Annotated in this window: 18 protein-coding genes; 10 read left to right on the top strand and 8 right to left on the bottom strand. The window is 72.3% G+C overall.

The features are described from left to right. The first annotated feature begins 328 nt into the window (after positions 1-328). Both Scani_RS33220 and Scani_RS33215 read left to right on the top strand, forming a co-directional pair. The gene (locus Scani_RS33220) at positions 329-820 is read left to right on the top strand and encodes a Zn-ribbon domain-containing OB-fold protein (RefSeq protein ID WP_159482521.1); all 492 of its coding nucleotides are present in this window, start codon (positions 329-331) and stop codon (positions 818-820) included. Between the two features lie 76 nt (positions 821-896). Beyond that, the gene (locus tag Scani_RS33215; RefSeq protein WP_246296289.1) at positions 897-1,385 is read left to right on the top strand and encodes a GNAT family N-acetyltransferase; all 489 of its coding nucleotides are present in this window, start codon (positions 897-899) and stop codon (positions 1,383-1,385) included. 78 nt (positions 1,386-1,463) lie between these two features. On the opposite strand, the gene Scani_RS33210 is transcribed toward Scani_RS33215, so the two are convergent. Together Scani_RS33210 and Scani_RS33205 are read right to left on the bottom strand one after the other, a co-directional pair. After that, positions 1,464-2,198 carry a pyridoxine/pyridoxamine 5'-phosphate oxidase gene (locus Scani_RS33210; protein WP_159481435.1) on the bottom strand — a complete coding sequence of 245 codons (735 nt, stop codon included), beginning with the start codon at positions 2,196-2,198 and terminating at the stop codon, positions 1,464-1,466. A gap of 1 nt (position 2,199) precedes the next feature. Beyond that, the gene (locus Scani_RS33205; protein ID WP_159481434.1) at positions 2,200-3,675 is read right to left on the bottom strand and encodes an FAD-dependent monooxygenase; all 1,476 of its coding nucleotides are present in this window, start codon (positions 3,673-3,675) and stop codon (positions 2,200-2,202) included. A gap of 239 nt (positions 3,676-3,914) precedes the next feature. Between Scani_RS33205 and Scani_RS33200 the strand changes: the two genes are divergently transcribed. Both Scani_RS33200 and Scani_RS33195 read left to right on the top strand, forming a co-directional pair. Beyond that, on the top strand, positions 3,915-4,691 hold the full coding sequence (locus Scani_RS33200) for a VOC family protein (protein WP_159481433.1): 777 nt from the start codon (positions 3,915-3,917) through the stop codon (positions 4,689-4,691). A gap of 426 nt (positions 4,692-5,117) precedes the next feature. Further along, positions 5,118-6,323 (top strand): macrolide family glycosyltransferase, encoded by a 1,206-nt coding sequence (locus Scani_RS33195; protein ID WP_371872405.1) that lies wholly within the window; start codon positions 5,118-5,120, stop codon positions 6,321-6,323. A 174-nt stretch (positions 6,324-6,497) separates the two neighbouring features. Here Scani_RS33195 and Scani_RS33190 read toward each other — a convergent pair whose 3' ends face one another. Beyond that, on the bottom strand, positions 6,498-7,682 hold the full coding sequence (locus Scani_RS33190) for a thiolase C-terminal domain-containing protein (RefSeq protein ID WP_159481432.1): 1,185 nt from the start codon (positions 7,680-7,682) through the stop codon (positions 6,498-6,500). Between the two features lie 766 nt (positions 7,683-8,448). On the opposite strand from Scani_RS33190, the gene Scani_RS33185 reads away from it, so the two are divergent. The 3 genes from Scani_RS33185 to Scani_RS33175 all read left to right on the top strand — a co-directional run bounded on the left by Scani_RS33185 (position 8,449) and on the right by Scani_RS33175 (position 11,090). Next, entirely contained in the window at positions 8,449-8,952 is a 504-nt protein-coding gene (locus Scani_RS33185) for a dirigent protein (protein WP_159481431.1), read from the top strand. A 210-nt stretch (positions 8,953-9,162) separates the two neighbouring features. After that, the gene (locus Scani_RS33180; RefSeq protein WP_159481430.1) at positions 9,163-10,620 is read left to right on the top strand and encodes an acyl-CoA dehydrogenase family protein; all 1,458 of its coding nucleotides are present in this window, start codon (positions 9,163-9,165) and stop codon (positions 10,618-10,620) included. Next, a complete protein-coding gene (locus Scani_RS33175) occupies positions 10,620-11,090 on the top strand; it encodes a nitroreductase family deazaflavin-dependent oxidoreductase (protein WP_159481429.1) in 471 nt (156 codons plus the stop codon). Before Scani_RS33180 ends, Scani_RS33175 begins: the two co-directional genes overlap by 1 nt. A 225-nt stretch (positions 11,091-11,315) precedes the next feature. On the opposite strand, the gene Scani_RS33170 is transcribed toward Scani_RS33175, so the two are convergent. Then, on the bottom strand, positions 11,316-11,963 hold the full coding sequence (locus Scani_RS33170) for a TetR family transcriptional regulator (RefSeq protein ID WP_159481428.1): 648 nt from the start codon (positions 11,961-11,963) through the stop codon (positions 11,316-11,318). Between the two features lie 929 nt (positions 11,964-12,892). Between Scani_RS33170 and afsK the strand changes: the two genes are divergently transcribed. Beyond that, entirely contained in the window at positions 12,893-15,547 is a 2,655-nt protein-coding gene (gene afsK / locus Scani_RS33165; RefSeq protein ID WP_246296288.1) for a protein serine/threonine kinase AfsK, read from the top strand. An 86-nt stretch (positions 15,548-15,633) separates the two neighbouring features. Here the strand turns inward: afsK and Scani_RS42010 are convergent, their stop codons facing one another. Then, complete coding sequence (locus Scani_RS42010) at positions 15,634-16,617, bottom strand: hypothetical protein (RefSeq protein WP_159481426.1); 984 nt, start codon at positions 16,615-16,617, stop codon at positions 15,634-15,636. Positions 16,618-16,816: 199 nt separating this feature from the next. Here Scani_RS42010 and Scani_RS33155 point away from each other — a divergent pair, with 199 nt between their 5' ends. After that, on the top strand, positions 16,817-17,362 hold the full coding sequence (locus Scani_RS33155) for a hypothetical protein (RefSeq protein WP_246296287.1): 546 nt from the start codon (positions 16,817-16,819) through the stop codon (positions 17,360-17,362). Positions 17,363-17,399: 37 nt separating this feature from the next. Here Scani_RS33155 and Scani_RS33150 read toward each other — a convergent pair whose 3' ends face one another. From Scani_RS33150 to Scani_RS33140, 3 genes are all read right to left on the bottom strand, one after another. Then, the gene (locus tag Scani_RS33150) at positions 17,400-18,194 is read right to left on the bottom strand and encodes an enoyl-CoA hydratase/isomerase family protein (RefSeq protein ID WP_159481424.1); all 795 of its coding nucleotides are present in this window, start codon (positions 18,192-18,194) and stop codon (positions 17,400-17,402) included. Next, positions 18,191-18,673 (bottom strand): Zn-ribbon domain-containing OB-fold protein, encoded by a 483-nt coding sequence (locus Scani_RS33145; RefSeq protein WP_159482519.1) that lies wholly within the window; start codon positions 18,671-18,673, stop codon positions 18,191-18,193. Before Scani_RS33145 ends, Scani_RS33150 begins: the two co-directional genes overlap by 4 nt. A 144-nt stretch (positions 18,674-18,817) precedes the next feature. Further along, positions 18,818-19,969 (bottom strand): lipid-transfer protein, encoded by a 1,152-nt coding sequence (locus Scani_RS33140; RefSeq protein WP_159481423.1) that lies wholly within the window; start codon positions 19,967-19,969, stop codon positions 18,818-18,820. Positions 19,970-20,074: 105 nt separating this feature from the next. Between Scani_RS33140 and Scani_RS33135 the strand changes: the two genes are divergently transcribed. Beyond that, positions 20,075-21,712, top strand: a complete 1,638-nt coding sequence (locus Scani_RS33135; protein WP_159481422.1) for a FadD3 family acyl-CoA ligase — start codon at positions 20,075-20,077, stop codon at positions 21,710-21,712. Positions 21,713-21,721 lie beyond the last annotated feature (9 nt).

The raw sequence follows: 21,721 nt of genomic DNA, 5'->3' as shown, positions 1-21,721 counted from the left end.
CGGGTTCCCGTGACTGCGGATGCGGATGCGGATACGGGTGCGGATGCGGTCGCGCCTCGGGCGCTCCGGGGCGGGGGTGGAGGGATGTCGGAGTGGCCCTTCGCACGCCAGGTTCCGTGACGACGAGAACTGACGTACCGTCAGAATCGATGACGCGGGCGGCGGACGGTGGGAGAAGGCGGAGCCGGGACGGAACAGCGTGAGGGCGCTGACCTCCCTCGTCTCCCTCGTTTCCCTGGCCGGTCGCCTCGTCTGCGAGGAGTCGACGAGTGTCGTTGCTTGATGAAGCGGTGGGGGTGGTGTCGTGGGGACCGGGGCTGCTGCGGCGATGGGGGCGCAGGGTGCTGGGCCGCGTGGGGCGCGGGGCCCGGTGCGGTTCGATCTGCCGGAGGTCGATGCCTTCACCAGGCCGTATTGGGACGCGGCGGCCGAGGGGCGGCTGCTGCTGCGTCGCTGTCGCGCGGAGGGGTGCGGGGCGGCCCACCACTACCCGCGCGAGTTCTGTCCGTACTGCTGGAGCGAGGACGTGGGCTGGGAACAGGCCACCGGTCGGGCCACCCTCTACACCTGGTCCGTCGTGCACCGTAACGACCTCCCGCCGTTCGGCGAGCGGGTCCCGTACGTCGCGGCCGTGGTCGATCTCGTCGAGGGCCCCCGGATGATGACGGAGATCATCGACTGCCCGGATTCGGACCTGCGGATCGGGATGCCGCTCGGGGTCCACTTCCGCGGGAGCGAGAGCGGCGGTGGGAGCGCGGGCGAGGGGGCAGGCGAGGGTGCGGGCGGACGGCTTGCCGTCCCCGTCTTCCGGCCCGCGTGACGTGGCCGGGTGCCGCTGATCAGGTCGGGAACGCATGGTGGTGGCGGGCCGGGCGGGGCTGCGGGATGCTGCGGGCGTGCTGATTCGTGAGGCGACCTCGGGCGACTGGCCCGCCATCTGGCCCTTCCTCCACGCCATCGTGGCGGCCGGGGAGACGTACACCTATCCCCGGGACCTCGATGAGGCGACGGCCCGCGAGATGTGGATGCTGACGGCGCCCGGACGCACGGTCGTCGCCGTCGACGCGTCCGGCGCGGTGCTCGGTACGGCCAAGATGAACCCCAACCACATGGGCGGCGCCGCGCATATCGCCAGTGCGAGTTTCATGGTCGATCCGCAGTACGGCGGACGCGGCGTCGGCCGGGCCCTGGGCGAACACGTACTGGCCTGGGCCCGCGCCGAGGGCTATCGCGCGATGCAGTTCAACGCGGTGGTGGAGACCAACACGGGTGCCGTCGCGCTCTGGGAGTCCCTGGGCTTTCGGATCATGACGACGCTCCCGGAGGGCTTCCGGCACCCCACCAAGGGTTACGTGGGGCTGCACATCATGTACCAGCAGTTGTGAGGGCGAGCGGACCGGCGACGACGACCGGACCGGCGGCGATGCGCGGGCCGGCGACGGCGAGCGCCGCGGCTCCCTGGCTCACGGCCAGAGGAGCTCCTTCGCCCAACCATCGCCTTCGTAACGGTAGTTGAGGCGCACATGGCGGCGCTGCGCATCGCCCTGGAAGAACTCGACCTCCTCGGCGCGCAGCACGTACAGCGTCCAGCTCGGCACCGGCGCCTCCGGCTCGCGCCGGGCGCGTTCCCATGCGGCCTCCGAGGCGCGCGCCAGTTCCGCCGTTGAGCCGAGCACCTCGCTCTGCCGGCCGACCAGCGCCGCGGCCAGCGCGCCCGTGGAGCGACGGTGCAGATCGGCCGCGCTCTCCTCGGGGCCCGCCACGGTCACCGACCCGTGGACCCGTACCTGGCGGCCGACCGCCGCCCAGTAGAAGCCGAGGGCCGCCCGCGGCCGCACGGCCAGTTCGCGGCCCTTGCGGCTGCCGCGATGCGAGGCGAAGTGCCAGCCGCGCTCATCGGCGTCGTGCAGCATCAGGGTCCGCACGGAGGGGTCGCCGGCCGCGTCCGCCGTGGCGAGCGTCATGGTGTGCGGCTCGGGGACACCGGCCTCGGCGGCCTCCCGCAGCCACTGTCGGAACAGTGGCAGCGGGTCGTCAGGTGCCGCAGCCGGGTCGAACGCCGGCAGGTCGACGTCCCAGACCCGCAGCCCGCGCAGCAGCTCATGGAACGCGCGGGTCTCCGCGGCGTCGGAGCGGTGCGCGGGGGCGCCGGCGGGGACGGCGTCCGGCGTGTCCTGGTGCCCGGGATGATCAGTCATGTCAGGCAGCGTACGGGGGACGTACGGCGGCCGGGACGGGACCGGCTGCCGCGTTCGCCGCCGGTGCGGCCGGATGGTCCTTGAGCGTGATCGCGTGGGCCCCGCGCTGCACATCCTCGGCGATCTTCTTCGCGACCAGGTTCTTCCAGGGCATGTAGGGCAGGATCCGCATCATCAGATGCCGGAGCCGGATCTGCCGGCGGGTGTCCACGGTCATCTCGCGGGCGAACTTCCTCGCCAGCGCGTGATTGACCGCGACATAGCCGCGCATCTCCTCCTCGTAGCGCGCGAAGGCCTCCTCCGGCTCGCGGTCGGCCGCCGCGAGCTCCCCGGCCAGGACGTACGCCCCGACCAGCGCCATTCCGGTGCCCTGCCCCGACGCGGGCGAGGCGCAGTGCGCGGCATCGCCGAGCAGCACCACCCGGCCGCGCGACCAGCGGTCCATCTCGATCAGCTGCATCCCGTCGAAGTAGAAGTCGCTCGCCTCGCGGGCCGCCGCGAGCAGCCGTGGGACCTCCCGCCAGCCGCCGGCCGGGGAGACTCCCATCCCCTCGAACGCGGCCTCCAGCAGGTCCAGTTGCTGTTCCGGGTCGCGGTGGTCATAGCTCAGCCGCGGTGAGCGGAAGGAGAGCCAGCCCTTGGCCGCCGGGTCCCCGGCGGAGCTGTACGCGCAGATCAGCCGGCCGGGCTGGGCGTGGTACAACTCCTCGCGGTCCAGGCCCAGTTCGTTCGGCATGGAGAAGGCGGAGATGTACGCGCCGAGGTGCCGCAGGAACTGCTCCTCGGGGCCGAAGACCAGCCGCCGGACGGTGGAGTGCAGGCCGTCCGCGCCGACGACGAGGTCGAAGCGACGGGGAGCGGCCTGCTCGAACGTGACCTCGACGCCGGCCGCACCGTCGGCGCCGGCGGCGGTGTGCCGACCGTCCGGCCGCCCGGGGGCCGGGGCCGCGGGGGTGACCGGCGTGATCGAAGTGATCGAGTCGCCGAAGAGGTACTCGACGTCCGCCCGGGTGCGCTCGTAGAGGATGCGCGCCAGATCGCCGCGCATGATCTCGTCGTCACGGCCGACCCGGGCGCCGAAGATGTCGGCGGGGAGGGTGGCGATCCGCTTGCCGTCGTCGTTCACATACGCACCGCTCCGCATGTCCGTACTGGCGCGCTGGATGTCCTCCAGGATCCCCATCCGTTCGGCGACCTCGATCGCGGCGCCCCGGATATCGACCTTGTAGCCGCCGGTCCGCAGTTCGGGGGCGCGCTCGACCACGGTCACCGCGAAGCCGTAGCGGTGCAACCAGTGGGCGAGCGCCGGGCCGGCGATGCTCGCGCCGGAGATCAGTACGGACCGGGGTGTGGCGGGGGCGGACGGGCCGCTGCCGGATGTGGCGGGACTCGTGGCGAGATCCGTGACGGAGTGCGTAACGGGCCGCGCTGCGGCTGTCGTTGCGGGCTTCGTCGCGCGATTCGAGGCGGGGCTCATGGCGGATTCCCTTCGGGGTGCGGTGCTCCTGAGCGGACTGCGCCGGCCGGTGGCGGCGCTCGGTCGTGGTGCACTCGCTGACCGATGCCCCTGACTATACGAGCGTCTTAAACGCTTGTCTATGACGATTGTATATACGCATGCCCGCGAGGGGGCGCGGCAGACGGGAAGTAGGACACGTTCCGACCTCCATGCTCACTAGCGTCGGTCTTGGCAGCGTCACTGCGAAGGAGCAGAAGTTGAGCAAGATCAGCACCAACCAGCCGCTCGGAACCCCGACCTGGATCGAGCTCGGGGTCCCCGACCTCGACCGGGCGAAGGATTTCTACCGCGCACTGTTCGGCTGGGAGTACGAGGAGCGGTCGGCGGCGACCGGGCCCTTCACCCTGTGTCTGATGCGCGGTCGGCGGGTGGCGGCGCTGCGGCCCGTCTCGGCCGCCGACGTCGAGGGCGAGTCCTGGTGGCACGTCCACGTCGCCACGGACGACTGCGACGGTACGGCCAAGCAGATCGCGGTCAGCGGGGGAAGGGTGCTCGTGCCGCCCGCGGACGTGGCGGACCTGGGGCGTACCGCCGTCGTGGCGGACCCCACCGGCGCCCGCTTCAGTCTCTGGCAGGGACGCACGCTGCCGGGCTGCGAGCTGGTCAACGAGCCCTGCGCACTGGTCCGCAACGACCTCGCATGCCCCGACCCCGGCCCCGCCCGCCGCTTCTACGCCACCGTCTTCGACTTCACTCTCGACGGCAACGACGACCTCCCCGACTTCGACTTCACCTTCCTGCGCCGCCCCGACGGCCATGAGATCGGTGGCGTCTTCGGTGATCCGACGGCCACCGCGTCCCGTTGGCAGACGGTGTTCGAGGTCGCGGACACCGACGAGCTGGTGTCCCGTGCCCTCGCCGCGGGAGGCACCGCCGGCACCCCGGAGGACGCCCCCTACGGGCGCATGGCCCCGATCACCGACCCCTTCGGGACGGCCTTCAGCGTCATCACCCGCCCGTCGGCGGCCGGTTAGCCACGGTCCGCGGCCGGGACCGGGCCCCCGACACCTGTCCGGGCTCGGCTCCCGACCCGGGCTCGGCTCCCGGCACGGGCCCGGCCCCCGGCCACGCCGCCACCCTCCACCACGCCGCGCCACTTCCCGCCCCCCGGTCACCACGGCGCCGCTGCAGGCGGAAAACCCCCGCTGCCCTGCTGCCGCCACGTAGCCACCGCGGAAAACCCTTCGCGCCGCCCCAGGACGTCCGTCTACGCTCCCCGCATGCACCTTTTCCAGATCTACGGCTGACACGACCGAGGGCGTTCCACCGCCCCGTCCCGCCCGCACCCAGGCGCGCCCACAGCGCGGCCGGCTCCCTTGCCGGTGTCGCGCGATGCCGCCCGGGCCGTCGGGCTTCCGTGTCCCGTTCCGTAGTTCTGTGCCGAAGGAAGTCCTTTTCCCATGCGTCCTGTGCGCCCTGTGCGTTCCACTGTCTCCGCACCCGCTCATATCGCCATGATCGGCGCGCCCATGGTCAGCCATGTGCTGCCCAGCCTGGAGATCATCCGTGAGCTGGTGGCCCGTGGTCATCGGGTGACGTACGCCAACACCGACCATGCGGCCGGCATCATCGCCCCCACCGGCGCCGAGTTCGTCCGCTACACCTCCACCCTGCCGGTCGTCAGCAATGAATGGCCGCAGGATCCCGTCGCGGCCTCCGCGCTCTTCCTCGACGACGCGATCGCGGTGCTGCCGCAGTTGCGTGCCGCGTACGACGACGACCCCGCCGACCTCTACCTCTACGACATCGCCGCCTACTCCGCCCGCGCCCTCGCCGAGGCGCAGGGCCGCGACCTCGTCCAGCTGTCACCGACCTATGTGGGCTGGGAGGGGGTCCAGGAGGAGATCAATGCGATGTTCGCCGGGCTGCCGGGGGCGGATGCCTACCGCACGCGGTTCGCCGACTGGCTGGCCCGGTGCGGTGCGGTCACCACGGATGTGGACGAGTTCTCCGGCCGGCCGCGGCGGGCGCTGGCCATGATCCCGCGGGCCATGCAGCCGTGTGCGGACCGGGTCGATACGGACGTGGTGACCTTCGTCGGTCCCTGCCTCGGCGACCGTGCGGAGCAGGGCGGCTGGACCCGGCCGGCCGGCGCCGACAAGGTGCTGCTGGTGTCGCTGGGCACGGCGTTCACCCGGCAGCCGGAGTTCTACCGGACGTGCGTGGCGGCGTTCGGCGGGCTGCCGGGATGGCATGTGGTGCTGCAGATCGGCGAGTACACCGACCCGGCGGAGCTGGGGGACCGCCTCCCCTCGAACATCGAAGTGCGGTCGTGGGTACCGCAGTTGGCGGTGCTGGAGCAGGTGGACGCGTTTGTGACGCATGCCGGGATGGGCGGCAGCAACGAGGGGCTGTACTCCGGTGTGCCGATGATCGCCGTCCCGCAGGGCGCCGAGCAGTTCCACAACGCCGACCGGCTGGTGGAGCTGGGCGTCGCCCGGCGCATCGACACCGCGGACGCCACGGCGGAGGTCCTGCGCAGTGCCCTGACGGAACTCACCACCGATCCGCGGGTCGCCGCGCGTTCGGCCGAGCTGCGGGCGCAGGCCCGCGCGGAAGGCGGCGCCCGCCGGGCCGCGGACCTGATCGAGGAGCGGCTGGGCTGACGGTCCGGGGCCGGGGCGAGGACCCGGGGCCGGTCTGAGTGCCGGGTGAGGGCCGAAGCCCCGGGCCGGGCTGAGCCCCGGGCCAGGGCAGGAGTGGCGGGGCGGGCCGCCGCCTCGCCACTCCTCGTCCCGGCCCCTTCCCCTGGCTCTTGCCACGACGCCGCCCCCGGCCCTTCACCCCCGCCCCAACACCACCGTCCCCGACGAACAGAACCAGCCGCCCGTGCCCGAGGCGACCGCCAGTTGGGGCAGCGCGCCGCCGGGCTTGCGTACCTGGCGGCCCGGGCCGGCCTCGCCGCGGAGCTGGCGTACCGCCTCGACCAGCAGGAACAGGCCGCGCATGCCGGGATGGCAGGCGGCCAGCCCACCCCCGTCGGTGTTGACCGGCAACTCCCCGTCCCGCAGCAGCCGCCCCTTCTCGACGAACGGGCCGCCCTCCCCCTTGGCGCAGAAGCCCAGGTCCTCCAGCGTCACCAGGGTCATATAGGTGAAGGCGTCGTAGAGCTCGGCGAGGTCGATCTCGGAGGGGCGGACTCCGGCGCGCTCGAAGGCCAGGCGGCCGGAGACCGCCGCGGGCGAGACGGTGAAGTCGTCCCACTCCGACATGGTGGTGTGCGAGACGGAGGTGCCGGAACCGAGCACCCATACGGGGGGCTTGGCGAGGTCGCGGACGTAGTCCTCGGCGACGAGCAGGACCGCGCAGCCACCGTCGGAGCGGATGCAGCAGTGCAGTTTGGTGAACGGGTCGGCGATCACCGGGCCGGAGAGGACGTCGTCGACCGTGATCGGGTCGCGGTACATGGCTTCCGGGTTGGTCGCCGCATTGGCGCGTGCCTGGACGGCTATCTGGGCCAACTGCTCCAGTGTGGTGCCGTATTGGTGCATATGGCGGCGGGCGGCCATGGCGTACTTGGCGATCAGGGTGTGCCCGTAGGGGACCTCGAACTGCAGCGGGCCGCGGGCGCCGAAGGAGAGGTTCGCGGTGCGGCGCCCGGCCTTGATGTCGGCGCGGGCCGTGGAACCGTAGACGAGCAGGACGGCGTTGGCGTGGCCGGCGGCGATCGCGTCGGCGGCGTGCGCGGCCAGGACTTCCCAGGTGGAGCCGCCGACCGAGGTCGAATCGACCCAGGTGGGGTGCAGTCCCAGATATTCGGCGACTTCGACGGGTGCGAGGGTGCCCAGGCCGGCCGAGGCGAAGCCGTCGATCACCGAACGGTCCAGTCCGCTGTCGGCGAGCGCCCGGCGGGCGGCCTGGGCGTGCAGGGCGTACGGGGTGGCCTCGTCCACGCGCCCGCAATCGGAGAGGGCCACTCCGGCGACGGCGACCCTGCGATTCCCGTAAGGGGTCCCTGGAGTCATGAATCTGACGGTACATCAGATATGGGTGTGCGGGCAGGGGGCGGAGCGCGGCCGAGGAGGCGGGCCGGGTGCTCGGCCCGGCTGCCGGCTACCCGCCCCGCCCCGGCCGCCTCGCCTCGTGTCCGGCCGGGCATCGGCGTGGCCGGAAGGCGCCGCCGGACCCGGCGGCGAGCTGCTCCAGGAAGGCCGTCCGAGGTGATTATCGGAGAATCGGAGATAACGTCCCGGCCTTTCCATGCTTTCCCCGGCCCGGTATTCTCCATTCGCTGTGTGTATTTCACCGGCCTTCTTTCGGCCGGTTGACTGCTCGCTGTTGCCCATGCGGTGGAGCAGGCATTTCCGTGTGCGGGAAGAGAGGTTCCCGCCTGTCCCAGGGAGTGTCATGTTCGCTTTCGCGCTGCGATGGCCGCCGCCCGTCCAGGCGTGCGGCCCCGGTAGGGCTGACGGGTTTTTGGTACGGAACATCATTCCCGGCGCCGCCGGCTTTTCCTCGCCAACGGTGTGCCCGCCCGGGTAACCGTTCGAAAATTCGTGAACGGTACGGGAGTGCCGCCCCTGGAGCGACGACGCCGGAGGGTACCGAAATTCCGCGCAGGAATGACTGCACCGGAATGCGGCGCCGGTATGACGGCACCGAAATGACGCCCTGTCGTCCATGTGCTGTCGGGCCGGAAGCCATTCCTTATCGCATTTCGCTACATCGCATCGCATGGCACCGCATCGCACATAGTCAGTGAATTCCCTTCCAGTCCCACAGGAGGAAATCGTGCGTACCTTCAAGCATGTCGCCCTGAGTGCGGTCACCGGATTGGCCGCCCTCCTTTTCTGTGCACCCTCGGCATCGGCGGTCACCGGTACCGGAGGCGGGCCCAACCCCCCGAGAGAGGAGGTCTTCCAGCTGGTCGCCAAGCAGACCCAGGGCGGTTTCGTCGACGTGGACGGGTCGGGCGGGCCGAGCCTGGGGGACGAATACGTCGTCAGCGGGAATCTCTTCCGCGGCAGCACCGCGGTCGGCACGTACAGCGAGATCTGCACGCTGACCCGATTCATCCCCACCGATGAGTTCGACCTGCAGTGCGCGGCCGACCTGGCCCTCTCCCAGGGGCAGCTCACCGTGCAGGGCCGGTTCACCGTCACCACGGCCGGTCCCGGCAACATCGACCTGGCGATCACCGGCGGCACGGGCCGCTACCGCACGGCTCACGGCTACCTCCACGCCGTCAACGTCACCGACACGGAAACGAACCTCACGGTCCACCTCATCCTCTGACGGAGCGGCGAGGCGCCGTTGGGCGGGCCCGGGCATCCCCGGGCCCGCCGGCGCCTCTCGGGATCCGCGCGAGCCGGGCCGTGTCGAAGCGAGCCGGGGATCGGCCTAGGAAAGTGCCTCCCCCGTCCCTACTATGACGCCCCGTCAGATCGGAAGCGGGGGCCCGTCGGACCGGACGGGCGTCGTCGCACGGCCGGGAGGAGCCCGCCGATGGATGCCGCGTTCACCGAGGAGCAGCACGACATACGCCGTACGCTGCGCGAACTGCTGCTCAAACGCTGCGGTCCGGACGAGGTCAAGGCGGCGGTGCGCACCCCACCCGGGTACGACGAGCGGCTGTGGCGGCAGCTCGCCGCTCAGCTCGGCCTGCCGGGCCTGGCCCTGCCCGCCGCCTACGGAGGCGTGGGCTGCGGGCCCACCGAGCTCGCCCTGGCCTGCGAGGAGACCGGCCGTGCCGTCCTTCCCTCGCCGCTGATCGCCACCGCCGCGCTGGCCGCGCCGCTGATCCTCGCGCTGGGCAGCGAACGCCAGCGCAGTGAACTGCTGCCGGCCCTGGCCACCGGCGAACTCACCGGAACGCTCGCCGTACCGGGCGGGCAACTGGCCACCGCACTGGCGCTGACCGGTCCGAACGACGGCGACTGGGCGGGCGGCGGCCGGGCCGGCGGGATGCAGGCGCGGGTGCAGGACGGAACCTGGCGGCTGTACGGGGAGGCCGGACAGGTCTTGAACGGCCACACCGCGGACGTGCTGGTGGTGGCCGCCCGCACCGGCGGGTTCGCGCGCGGCCGCACCCTGCTCTTTCTCGTACGGGCGACGGCCCCCGGCCCGGCCGCCCGGCCGGACACGGGACGCACCGCGGGGCCCGGTGTGCCCGGTCTGCTGCGGACCCGGCAGACCGTGCTGGACGAGACCCGTCCGCAGGCCCGCCTCGAACTGCGCGAGGTCCCGGCCGAGTTGCTGGGGGGCGGAGACGGAGACGGGGACGGGGACGGGGCGGTGGTGGCCGCCGCGCTCGCCGCGACCGGGGTGACGGCGGCCGCGGCGCTGGCCGCCGAGGCGGTGGGGGCGGCCGATGCGGCGTTGGCCCGTACCGTCGCCCATGTCCGGGAGCGAGAGCAGTTCGGCCGGCCCATCGGCTCCTTCCAGGCGGTACAGCACCGGCTCGCCGATCTGTACGTGATGCTGCAGGCGGCGCGCTCGGCGGCGTACTACGCGGCCTGGTCGGAGGGCAGCGGGCGGTCCGGGGGCGAGGGCGCCTCGGCTCCGTACGGTACGGCCGAGCCCGGCGTGGGGGCGCTGGCGCTGGCACAGGCGCTGGAGACGCTGCGGGCGGTGGCGGCCGAGGCGGTGCAGCTGCACGGCGGCATCGGCTTCACCTGGGAGCACGAGGCGCATCTGTACTTCAAGCGGGCGGCCTGCGACGAACTGCTGCTGGGCCCCGCGCACCGGCTCCGGGCACGGGCCGCCGAGGAGGCGGGGCTGTTCACGGGCGGGGCGGGGGAGGCCGGGGGGAGCGGAGAGCTCGGCGAGGAGCGTGGGGCGGGCGGCGGCCGGGAGCGCGGCGGTGGCAGCCGTGGGGCGGACGGAAGCCGGGTGGCACCCGCAAGCGCAGGCGTGGACGGCGCGCCCCCCGGAGCCCGTGCGCCTCAGGCGGTGGAGGTCTGATGCCGCCGGGTGAGCGGTGGGTGCAGAAGGTCTCCGCGACCCGGACGTTCGCCCGGATCGCGCCGCACGTCGTCCCCGCGCTGGACCGTGCGGTGCACCGGCTGACCCGGGGGAAGGTGCTGCTCAGCGCGCGGATGCTGCCCGGTGTGGTGCTGACCGCGACCGGTGCCAGGAGCGGGCAGCCGCGGCGTACTCCGCTGGCGTGCCTGCCGGAGGAGGGCGGTGGCTGGCTGCTGATCGGCAGCAACTTCGGGCGGCCGGGGCATCCGGCCTGGACCGGCAACCTCCTGAAGCACCCGGAGGCCGAGGTGAGTTGGCGCGGCCGGGACATCCCGGTGCGGGCCCGGCTGCTGACCGGTGAGGAACGGGCGCAGGCCTGGCGGACGGCGCTGGAGTTCTGGCCGCCGTACGCCGCGTATCAGGCGCGGGTGGCGCGGGAGATCCGGTTGTTCCGCCTGGAGCGGCGGTGAGCCGACCGGTGGGTACGGGGCTTCGGTTCCGCCCGTCCGGTCCGCCATGCACACAGCGGGCGCCGCGGCGAACCCCCGGAGGGGCCGCGCGGCGCCCGCTGTGTGTGCGGTACAGCTATGGCAGGACGGATACAGGACCGATGGCGAACCGCCCGGCGAACGCCGGGACTTCGAGGTGCGGCTGCTTCTCCGGCCGCTTCCCCGGATGCTTTCTCGGCTGCTTCGTTATTTGGTCGGCTTCTTGCCGGTGACGCCGAGGTGCACCAGCAGTGCCAGATTCGGCTTGAGCTCGGCCTGTTTCACGCCCCAGCTCTGGAAGCCCTTCTGGTGCCCGGCGACCGCCGCCAGCATCGCGACAAGTGAGCCGGCCATCGCGGGCGCGCTCACGTCCTTGTCGAGCTTGCCCTTGCCCTGCAGTTCCTTGATCGAATCGGTAAGGGAGTTGGTGACGGCATTAAGGATCTTCATGCGGATCTTGTAGAACCGCTTGTCGCCCTCGGCGGCACCCAGGTCGATCACGCGCAGAATCGCGTCGTGCTTCCGCCAGAAGGAGAGGAAGCCCTCGACCAGATCCTCCGCCGCCTGCCATCCGGACTTGCCCACCCAGGAGCGTCCGGCGACAAGATCGGTCAGAGTGGCGCCTTCTTTGGCCATCTCCTCGGCGATTTCGAGGACGGCGCCCTCGACGTCCGGGAAGTACTGATAGAACGTTGCGGGTGAAGTCCCCGCTTTTCGGGCTACATCGATGACCTTGACGTCCCGGTAGGGGGACGAACTGAGCATTTCGCTGAGGCAGTCGAGAAGCTTTTGCCGCGTCGCCTGTCCGCGGCGGCCGGCAACTCTGCCGTCGACGGTTCGAACTTGTCCTGTCATGCCGTCAGCTTACCGAGGGGTGATCGGAGCGCGATTTGGCTGCCTGCAAATGGGGATGGGGGAGTTCAGGGTGCGCGACCCCCGTGAGCGTGCTGGTGGCGGGCCCGCCCGCGGGTGTGGTCCGCCGGCGACCGGTTGGTCCGATCCGGTGAAGAGTGTTATCAACAGGCTGTGGACAACTTTGGTGGATAAGTGGTCACCGTCCGTGCGGCAAGTGCGCCGCGATGGCCGTCAGTTGAACATCGGCCCCACTGCTTCCACGTTCCGCAGGCCTCACAGAAATCGACCGTACGTACGAATAGTCGTCGGGCGAATCGTACGAACCGTCGCTAGCGTGGACATCTGGCCACTGTGGCGGCCGGTACTCCGGCCTGCCCGGATGTTCGGGAAGGCGCCACGCCAGGCGTCCTGGCGCCGAAATGACCTTCGAACGCGCAGAATTGGGCCGAGGGGCCGCGAGCGACGACGGGGATGGCATGACCGGTGGGGGATGGGTGCGAACAGTCAGAGGAACGGCATGGTTTCGGCCACCGCGGCCACCGGACGTCCGGGAGGGCGAACCACTTTCTCCGCGGCCCCGTCAAACAGAGTGGTGAGCGTCCGTATTTCGGGCGGTGTCGCGCGCGGTAGTTCCGGAACCCGCCGGTAACCCGCTGGGCAACCGCCCGTCAAGGGACGTATCGCAGCACGTCAGGCGGGGTTGGGTTACGTCGGGTAACGGACCCGGTGCGGGCTACGGGAGGCATGCCGTGACACGGCGGACAGGCCCCGGGTTCGCAACCGTCGGCCCGGCCAGGAACAATCAGCACGCGTACGGCCGTTTCGACGGTCCTCGCCGCAGGCGGGGAGATGCTGCACGGGGCAGTGGCTCTCGGCGGCTCGTGGCTATGGAGAGTCTTTTTTTCGCCCCACGGGGAGGTGGCAGGCAAGTGGTGGAGCAGCTGAAGCAGCTGACGCAGCACGATCCCCGGCGGATCGGCCCGTTCGAGGTGCTCGGCCGTCTCGGGGCCGGCGGCATGGGACTGGTCTATCTCGCGCGGTCCGCGTCCGGCCGGCGCGTGGCGATCAAGACGGTGCGTACCGAGCTCGCCGAGGACCAGCTGTTCCGGGTCCGCTTCACACGCGAGGTCGAGGCGGCCCGCGCGGTCAGCGGCTTCTACACGGCCGCGGTGGTGGACGCCGATCCGCGCGCTGCGGTGCCCTGGCTCGCGACGGCCTATGTCCCCGCGCCCTCCCTCGAGGAAATAGTCAATGAGTGCGGGCCGCTCCCGGCCCAGGCGGTGCGGTGGCTGGCGGCCGGGATCGCCGAGGCGCTGCAGTCCATCCACGGCGCGGGCCTGGTGCACCGTGACCTGAAGCCGTCGAACGTGCTGGTCGTCGAGGACGGCCCCCGGGTGATCGACTTCGGTATCGCCTCCGGGGTGTCCAACACCCGTCTGACGATGACCAACGTCGCCGTGGGCACCCCTGCCTATATGTCGCCCGAGCAGGCCCGTGACTCGCGCAGCGTGACCGGCGCCAGCGACGTCTTCTCCCTGGGGTCGACGCTGGTCTTCGCCGCCACCGGGCATGCGCCGTTCCATGGCGCCAACCCGGTGGAGACGGTCTTCATGCTGCTGCGCGAGGGCCCCGACCTGGCCGGGCTGCCGGACGAACTGCGTCCGCTCATGGAGTCCTGTATGCAGATGGAGGCCGGCCAGCGGCCGTCCCCCGCCGATCTGCAGTCCCAGCTCGCACCGCATCTCTTCGGCTCCGGCAGCGACGACAGCGGCACCGCCTCCGCCTGGCTGCCGCCCGGCGCGGTGGCGCTCATCGAGGGCCGGCGCGGCGGCCGCTCCACCGTGGCCGGCAACAATCAGCGGGCCGGCTCCGGGCGCGCCGCCGGACGTGCGGCGCCCGCCGCGCCGCCGCCCCCGCCCGCCTCGCCCCCGATGCCCGCACCGCAGCCCGTCCAGGCGCCGCCGCGGCCGGAGAGCGCACCGGTGGCCGCGGAGTCCGGCTGGAACGGCCATATCGGGGCGGGTCCCGGCGCGCACCGCGGCAGCGATCCGCGCAGTGGCCACCCCGGCCCGATGCCGCAGCCCGCCGCGCTCGGCCCGGACGTCTCGACGGCCCGGGTGACCCCGGTCTCCGCCGCGCCGCCCACCACCTCGCCGTCGCCCGCCGCCGCACTCTCCGCCGCGCCGCCGGCCGTCTCCTCGGACGGCGCCGCAGGTCCCGTACGCCTCGGCGGCTCACCTGCCCCCATAGGGCCGGGGCCGCGCGCCGACGCCCCGGGGCCGCAGCCGCGCGGGCAGGCCGGTGCCGCGACGAACTGGGTACGGCCGCCCGGCGCCGGACCGGCGACCGGTGTGCCGCCGCAGGGCCCGACGGGCGGTGCCGTGACCGGGGAGGGCCCGGCCCGCGGCGAGGCCGCCCCGCCCGCTCCGCCGGAGGCCCCGCCCGCCGAACCGGGCCGCTGGCGCCCCTGGCGGTTCCGGATGTCGAACGATGTGTGGGGCACCCCCGCCGTCGCCGACGACCTGCTGTACGTCACGTCCTTCGAGGTGCATGCGCTCGATGTGGCCAGCGGGCGCCGCAAGTTCAAGACCCGTGACGTCGCCTGGGCGATGGCGGTCGCGGACGGCCGGATCCATGCCTCGGACGGCCCGAGCCTCTACGCGCTGGACGCCGACGACGGCACCGAGCGCTGGCGGCTGCACACCGAGGGCTGGGTCTACGCCCTCCAGGTCGACCGCGGGACCGTCGTCACCAGCACCCGGGGCGGCGGCGTCCAGGCATGGGAGGCCGGCACCGGCGAACTGCTGTGGGAGACCGGTGGCGTCCAGACCGACTTCGAGACGGCCGAGGCCGGACCCGTGGTGCACGACGGCACGGTCTTCGTCTGGGCCGATGCGCGCCTGAAGGCGCTGGAGGCGCGGACCGGCGCCGAGCGCTGGTCTTACCCGGTGGGCGATGCCGCGTCCTGCGGCGGGGTGCCGGTGCGGCTGCTGCCCGCGTCGGACGGTGCGGTCTATGTCGTGGCCGGCACCCGGGTGCTGGCGATCGACATCGCCCGCGGCGACGTGCGCTGGCACTTCGAGGCGCCCGCGGTGTTCCTGAGCCCGCCCGCCTTCGCCCCCGGCCCGGCCGTCACCGGCGGCGGGGTCTATCTGGCGGACTACCTCGGCACGGTCTACGCGCTGGACGCGGCGGACGGCCGCGACCGCTGGCGGATCGCCACCGAGGCACGGCAGTCCACCGAACCGGTACTGGTCGCGCACGGCGCGGTCCACCTGGGCAGCGGCAAGGCGCTCTACACGCTGGACGCGGTGACCGGCACTCCCCGCTGGCGGTTCCAGGCCGGTGCGGAGGTCGTCGGCGCACCGGTAGTCGCGGAGGGCCGGGTGCACTTCGGCTCGGCCGACCACTGCCTCTACACGCTCGATGCGATGGGCGGCCAGCTGCGCTGGAAGCTGGCGACCGGCGGCGAGATCACCGGTTCACCGGTGGCGGTCGGCGGCGTGGTGTACGCCTGCAGCAAGGACCGCTGTGTGTATGCGCTGGACGCGGCCAAGGGGACGGGGCTGGCGCGGCGGTCGTGAGGGGGCGGGCCTGGGCGGGGCGGACGTAGTCGTAGCCCAGGGCCCGTAGCGGTGTGCGGAGACGCGGGCCGTGGGCGCCCGGCCGTCTACTCCCGGTCCTCAGGGGGCGGTTCGGCTCGTTCTGGGCGTCCGGGCTGCCCGGGGTGTTCGGGAGGGCGGGGCCCTCCGGGCTGTTCCGGCTGTCCGGGCTGCGAGGGGTGTGGTTGCCGGTGTTCTCTGGCCCACTCCACCGGAGGCGTGGGGGGCTGCTCATGGGCCGGCACGGTCGGTGGCGGCGGAGGCGGCGGTGGTGACTGCTGCGGATGTTGCGGGTGTTGTGGCTGCTGAGGTTGCTGTGGCCGCTGCGCTGGTTGTGTCGGCTGCTGTTGGCCGGGCTGTGGTGGCGGCGGGGTGACCGGCAGGGGAGCGGTGGGGGTGTCCCCTTGCGGGCCGTGGGCGCCATGATCGGGTCCGCCGGGGCCGGGGCCGGGGCCGGTCGGGTACGGCTCGGGGTTCCACTCCTCGGCCCCCGGGCGGCCCGCGTCCCATGGCTCGGGTGTCCCCGGAGGGTAGGGCGTGTGCGGGTCGTAGGGGCCGCGCCTGTCGTAGTGGTCGTCGTGCGCGTCGGGCCCGTAGCGACCGTCGTCGTACCGCCGCTCGTCGTAGCCGCGGTCGTAGCCCCGGCGGCCGCGGCCCCGCATGATCAGGGCGCCGAGCAGCAGCAGGGCGCCGCCGCCCAGTGCACTGGCCACGCCCACCCCCAGACCACGGGCGCCGGCGGTCAGTTCGCTGGCGGCCTGTCCCTGGCGGACCATCCACAGGATCGTGAAGCCGAGCACCACCAGGCCCGCGACGGTGATCAGCGCCCGGGAGCGCAGAGCCACACCGATCAGGGTCAGCAGGGCGGCGAAGGCCATGGGAAGGAGGATGGAGCCGAAGAGCGCGGCGCTGGTGCGGGTGATGCCGTTGAAGAGGTCTTCGATCCGGATGTTGCGGCCGTGACGGCCGTCGTACCAGGGACGGAAGGGACTCCATACGGCGGCCGCCGCTCCGGCGAGGGCGATCAGCGACCCGAGAACGTTGCGCACCACGGGCGTCGCCTCGCTTCGAGTTGTCCGGTCTTCCTCCGTGACCGACGCTACGCCGGACCCTCTGTGCCCGCGAGAGAAGTACGCCCGCCCGCGTTGCCGGGGCCCGTACGGGGTGTCACCGGCCCTTGCTAGGGTGCCGTGCACGCGTCAAGTCAGGGACTGACGCGGTTCGAGGTTTTCACGGGGGATGGACAGCAGAATGAAGCAGGGCATACGCAGCGGCAGTCGCGGGGGCTCCCGTACGGGTATCAGGGTGGCGGTGGCGACCGTACTGGCGTTGACCGCGGTCGCCACGGTCGGTGGCTGCGCCTTCAGCCGGCCCCGCGTCAAGGTGCCGGCGTACCTCCCGAGTCCGGCGACCACCAGCGCGTACGACGCGAGCGACCCGACCCCGACGTACGAGCCCACCTTCTCGCCCTCGCCGACCCAGGAGACCTACGACCCGGACGGGCGGTCGGACGTCAGCGGCAGCAACTGCGACTTCTCCGATTCGCTGCGCCAGTTCACCTACACGGTCTCGATCACCAATCCGTCGACGACCGACTCGTTCTCCTACGACATGGCCGTCAACTGGATGAAGGCCAAACCGGCCGACGGCAAGGCGTACGGGCTGCACGAGCGGTCGATCATCGTCGGTCCCGGGGAAACCGAGACGTACACCGCCAAGTACAGCGTCAACCAGTCCTCCATCGGGCAGTTCTGGTACACCTGCCAGATCACCCGGGCACAGAAGACACGGATGTAGACGCAGGGGCGGGAGTGTGCGGATCCGCCCCCGGGGGTCATCTGACCGGTGGCCCGCCCTCCGGTCCCTCGTCCCGGCCGCCACGGCGCGTGCGGGCCGCGAACAGCCGGGCCTGCTGGTCCGGGGGCAGATTGCCCAGAGCGATCAGCTGGGGGGCGTGTGCCAGGGCCTGTGTCCTGGCTGCCTCCCTGGCCGCCCACAGGGCGCGTACGGTGCCCTGGACCGGCCCGGTCGGCTGGGCGGCGAGCACGGCGGCACGGCGCAGCGCCACCTCGGCCGCGGCACCGGGCGCGGTCAGCTCGGAGACCAGGCCGGTCTCGTACGCGCGGGAGGCGCCCAGCCGCTCCGCCGTCCCCATCAGGGCCAGCCGGGCGATCTCCCCGTAGGGCATCCGCTGGGCCATGGCGATGGACTCGTACGCACTGACCATCCCGTAGGTGGTGTGCGGGTCGAAGAAGGTGGCGTTCTCGGAGGCGATGAGGAACTCGGCCTCGCCCAGGAGGTAGAAGGCGCCACCGCAGGCCATGCCGTCGACGGCGGCGATGACCGGCTTCCACAGGTCGTTGGCCTTCGGCCCGATGCGGAGCAACGGGTCGTCGAGGGAGTAGGGCGAGGGTGGCTGGGAGACGTCGACGGAACGGTCGATGCCGGTGCAGAAGGCCCGGCCGCCGGCGCCGGTGACCACCGCGGCCCGTACGGCGTCGTCGAAGCGGAACGCCCGCCAGGTGGCGGCGAGTTCGGCGGCGGTGTCGAGGTCGATGGCGTTGTGCCGCTCGGGCCGGTCGAGGGTGACCAGGGCGACCCCGTCCTCGATCTCCGTGCGGAGCGTCATGGGCGCTCCAGGAGCCAGCGGGGTACGGTCACGCCTCCCGGCATGGTGTGGAAGGCGGCCCTGACCGGGGCGCCGATGCGCAGTCGTGCCGGTTCGACGGAGTTGAGGGGGGCGTCGGCGGCGGTGACGAGATTGCCGACGAGGCGGATGCGCGGGGCGTCGGCCAGCTCCACGACGATCGCGTTGTAGCCCGGCAGGGCGGCGTACGCGGGGAGCAGCGGTGGGTGCGGCAGCACGTAGGACCAGATGCGGCCGCGGCCGCTCATCCGCTGCCAGTGCGCGGCGAACGACTGGCAGTGCGGGCAGCAGGGCCGGGGCGGGAAGCGCAGTTCGTCGCAGCCGGAGCAGGCCTGGACGCGCAGTTCGCCCCTGGCGGCGTACTCCCAGAAGGGTGCCCCGTCGTCATCGGGGACGGGAAGCAGCAGGTCGGCGCCGCTGTCGGGACGATTGTCAGTGGCGGGTGTCACGCTGGGTGACATGACATCACGAACGGAATCAGCGGACTCGGTGGGCCTGAGGGGCTCGGCGGACTCGGCGGACCGGACGGTCGCTGCCGACTGGACGGACTCGGCGGTCTCGGCCGGCGGGACGGATTCGGCGGCTTCACGGGCGCTCATGGCGTATCAACTCCTCAGCAGCAGGGCCGAGGTGGGGACGCCCTCGCCCGCGGTAACCAGGCAGGTGGCGGCGTCGGGCACCTGCGCGGTGCTGGTGCCGCGCAGCTGTTTGACGCCTTCGGTGATGAGGTTGAAACCGTGCACGTACGCCTCGGAGAGGCCGCCGCCGCCGGTGTTGAGGGGCAGCCGGCCGCCGATCTCCAGCGCGCCGCCCTCGGTGAAGGCCGCGCCCTCGCCGCGCCCGCAGAAGCCGTAGCCCTCCAGCGAGAGGGGGATCAGGGGGGTGAACGCGTCATAGATCTGTGCCACGTCGACGTCCTGCGGCCCGAGGTCGGCGCCCTTCCACAGCTGGCGGGCGGCGGTCCAGGCGGGACCCGTGAGCGGGTCGTCGTTCCAGTAGTTGACCATGCCGTGGTGCTGCGCGGGCAGGCCCTGGGCGGCGGAGTGGACGTAGACGGGCCGCTGCCGGCAGTCGCGGGCCCGCTCGGCGGAGACCACGACACAGGCCAGCGCGCCGTCGGTCTCCAGGCAGTTGTCGAAGAGGCAGAGCGGCTCGCTGATCCAGCGGGCGGTCATGTACATCTCGCGGGTCAGCGGGCGCTCGTACATGATCGCGGCCGGGTTCTGGTTGGCGCGGTTGCGGCAGGCGAGGGCGACGTTGAAGAGGTGATCGCGGGTGGCGCCGTATTCGTGCATATAGCGGCGGGCCAGCATGCCGATCTCGTCGGCGGGGCGCAGCAGTCCGAAGGGGCGGGTCCACTGTCCCGGGGTGGGCAGCTGGACCTGGGTGTTCTTCCAGGGGCGCGGCCCCGAACCGCGCTTGCGGGACCGCCAGGCGACGCCGACGCTCGCCTGGCCGGTGGCGATGGCGGCCGCCAGATGGGCCACCGTCGCGCAGGAACCGCCACCGCCGTAGCCGACCTTGGAGAAGTGGGTGACGTCCCCGGCGCCGATGGCCTTGGCCATCTCGACCTCGTCGGTCTCCTCCATGGTGTAGGAGGCGAAGGCGTCCACCTCCGAGGCGGCGATCCCGGCGTCGTCCAGGGCCGCGACGATCGCCCGGCAGGCCAAGGCCTTCTCGGAGGCGGGGAGTTGTTTGGCGAACGGGGTCTGTCCGATGCCGGCTATCGCCGTCGCGTCCTTGAGGGTCGCCCCCATCGCCACCTCCGCGGTCGGTCGTCAGTGCTGACAGCCGAGGAGGCTACCGCTAATCTGACGGTCAGTCAGCTAGTGGTGCAGGGCTCTTTGGCGGGAGGCAGCGCGATGTGCGACGACCTGCAGTCTCGGGCGGACCTGGAGTACGGCGCCATCCCGCGGCTGGTGCGCACGGCCGCCCGGCGGTACGCCTCCCGGGAGGCCGTGGTCGAGGGCCGCACCCGGGTGTCGTACGCGGAGCTCGGCGAGCGGGTGGCACGCGCCGCGGCCGCCTGCATCGCCTCCGGGGTCGCACCCGGCGACCGCGTCGCCGTCTGGGCGCCCAACACCCTCGACTGGATCGTCTCCGCCCTCGGGGCCGTCACCGCCGGCGCCGTCCTCGTCCCCGTCAACACCCGCTTCAAGGGCACCGAGGCCGCCTACGTCCTGCGCCGCACCCGTGCCAAGCTGCTCTTCGTCACCGGCACCTTCCTCGGCACGTCCTACGTCGCCTCGCTCCGCCGCGCCGCCCAGGAGGGCACCGGCCGCGGCCCGCTGCCCGGACTGCCGCAACTGGAGAAGGTCGTGGTGCTCTCCGACGACGCCCCCGCCGACTTCGCCACCTGGCAGGACTTCCTCGCCGGCGGCGCGGCGGTGTCGCAGGAAACGGTCCGCGACCGGGCCGACGCCCTGCACCCCGATGCCCCCTCGGACATCATCTTCACCTCCGGCACCACCGGCCGCCCCAAAGGCGCGGTGATCACGCATGCCCAGACCCTGCGCGCGTACGACGTCTGGAGCGAACTCGCCGGACTCCGGGAGGGCGACCGCTATCTGATCGTCAACCCGTTCTTCCACACCTTCGGCTACAAGGCCGGGATCATCGCCTGTCTGCTGCGCGGCGCGACGATGATCCCGCAGCCGGTCTTCGGCGTGGAGACCGCGCTCGCCAACATCGCCGCCGAACGGATCTCCGTCCTCCCCGGCCCGCCCACCCTCCACCAGCAGATCCTCGACCACCCCTCCCGGGCCCTGGACGACCTCTCCGCGCTGCGCGTGGTGGTCACCGGCGCCGCGGTGGTCCCCCTGGAGCTGGTCGAGCGGCTGCGCAGCGAGCTGAAGATCTCCACCGTGCTGACGGCGTACGGCCTTTCGGAGAGCTCGGGCGTCGTCACGATGTGCCGCCGCGGCGATCCGCCCGAGGTCATCGCCACGACCTCGGGGCGCGCCATCCCCGGCACCGAGGTCCGGATCGTCGACGCCGCGGACCGCCCGGTGCCGCCCGGTGACCCCGGCGAGGTGCACGTCCGCGGCTACCACGTGATGTCGGGCTACTTCGAGGACCCGGCCGGCACCGCCCGCGTGATCACCCCCGACGGCTGGCTGCGCACCGGCGACGTGGGCGTCCTCGACGCGGCGGGCAACCTCAAGATCACCGACCGCATCAAGGACATGTTCATCGTCGGCGGCTTCAACGCCTATCCCGCCGAAATAGAGCAACTCCTCGGCCGGCACCCGGACATCACCGAGGTCGCCGTCATCGGCATACCCGACCCCCGCCTCGGCGAGGTCGGCAGGGCCTATGCGGTCCGCCGCGCCGGCTCCCTGCTCACCGCCGACGATCTGATCGCCTGGTCCCGCCGGGAGATGGCCAACTACAAGGTCCCGCGGGAGGTCGCCTTCGTCACCGAACTCCCGCGCAACGCCAGCGGCAAGATCCTCAAGACCCGGCTGCGGGACGGAGTGCCGGGCTGCGCTCCGGCGTGATCCGGCGGC

Origin of the sequence: Streptomyces caniferus, from assembly GCF_009811555.1 — a bacterium.
Lineage (GTDB): Bacteria > Actinomycetota > Actinomycetes > Streptomycetales > Streptomycetaceae > Streptomyces > Streptomyces caniferus.
The sequence above is the reverse complement of the archived record's forward strand: the minus strand, read 5'-3'. Positions and strand labels throughout refer to the sequence as shown.

Bases quoted from the DNA above. Each gene is read 5' to 3' on its own strand.
- Scani_RS33220 (WP_159482521.1), top strand. From the start codon at position 329: ATGGGGGCGCAGGGTGCTGGGCCGCGTGGGGCGCGGGGCCCGGTGCGG.
- Scani_RS33210 (WP_159481435.1), bottom strand. From the start codon at position 2,198: ATGACTGATCATCCCGGGCACCAGGACACGCCGGACGCCGTCCCCGCC.
- Scani_RS33205 (WP_159481434.1), bottom strand. From the start codon at position 3,675: ATGAGCCCCGCCTCGAATCGCGCGACGAAGCCCGCAACGACAGCCGCA.
- Scani_RS33195 (WP_371872405.1), top strand. From the start codon at position 5,118: ATGCGTCCTGTGCGCCCTGTGCGTTCCACTGTCTCCGCACCCGCTCAT.
- Scani_RS33190 (WP_159481432.1), bottom strand. From the start codon at position 7,682: ATGACTCCAGGGACCCCTTACGGGAATCGCAGGGTCGCCGTCGCCGGA.
- Scani_RS33180 (WP_159481430.1), top strand. From the start codon at position 9,163: ATGGATGCCGCGTTCACCGAGGAGCAGCACGACATACGCCGTACGCTG.
- Scani_RS33175 (WP_159481429.1), top strand. From the start codon at position 10,620: ATGCCGCCGGGTGAGCGGTGGGTGCAGAAGGTCTCCGCGACCCGGACG.
- Scani_RS33170 (WP_159481428.1), bottom strand. From the start codon at position 11,963: ATGACAGGACAAGTTCGAACCGTCGACGGCAGAGTTGCCGGCCGCCGC.
- Scani_RS33155 (WP_246296287.1), top strand. From the start codon at position 16,817: ATGAAGCAGGGCATACGCAGCGGCAGTCGCGGGGGCTCCCGTACGGGT.
- Scani_RS33150 (WP_159481424.1), bottom strand. From the start codon at position 18,194: ATGACGCTCCGCACGGAGATCGAGGACGGGGTCGCCCTGGTCACCCTC.
- Scani_RS33145 (WP_159482519.1), bottom strand. From the start codon at position 18,673: ATGTCACCCAGCGTGACACCCGCCACTGACAATCGTCCCGACAGCGGC.
- Scani_RS33140 (WP_159481423.1), bottom strand. From the start codon at position 19,969: ATGGGGGCGACCCTCAAGGACGCGACGGCGATAGCCGGCATCGGACAG.
- Scani_RS33135 (WP_159481422.1), top strand. From the start codon at position 20,075: ATGTGCGACGACCTGCAGTCTCGGGCGGACCTGGAGTACGGCGCCATC.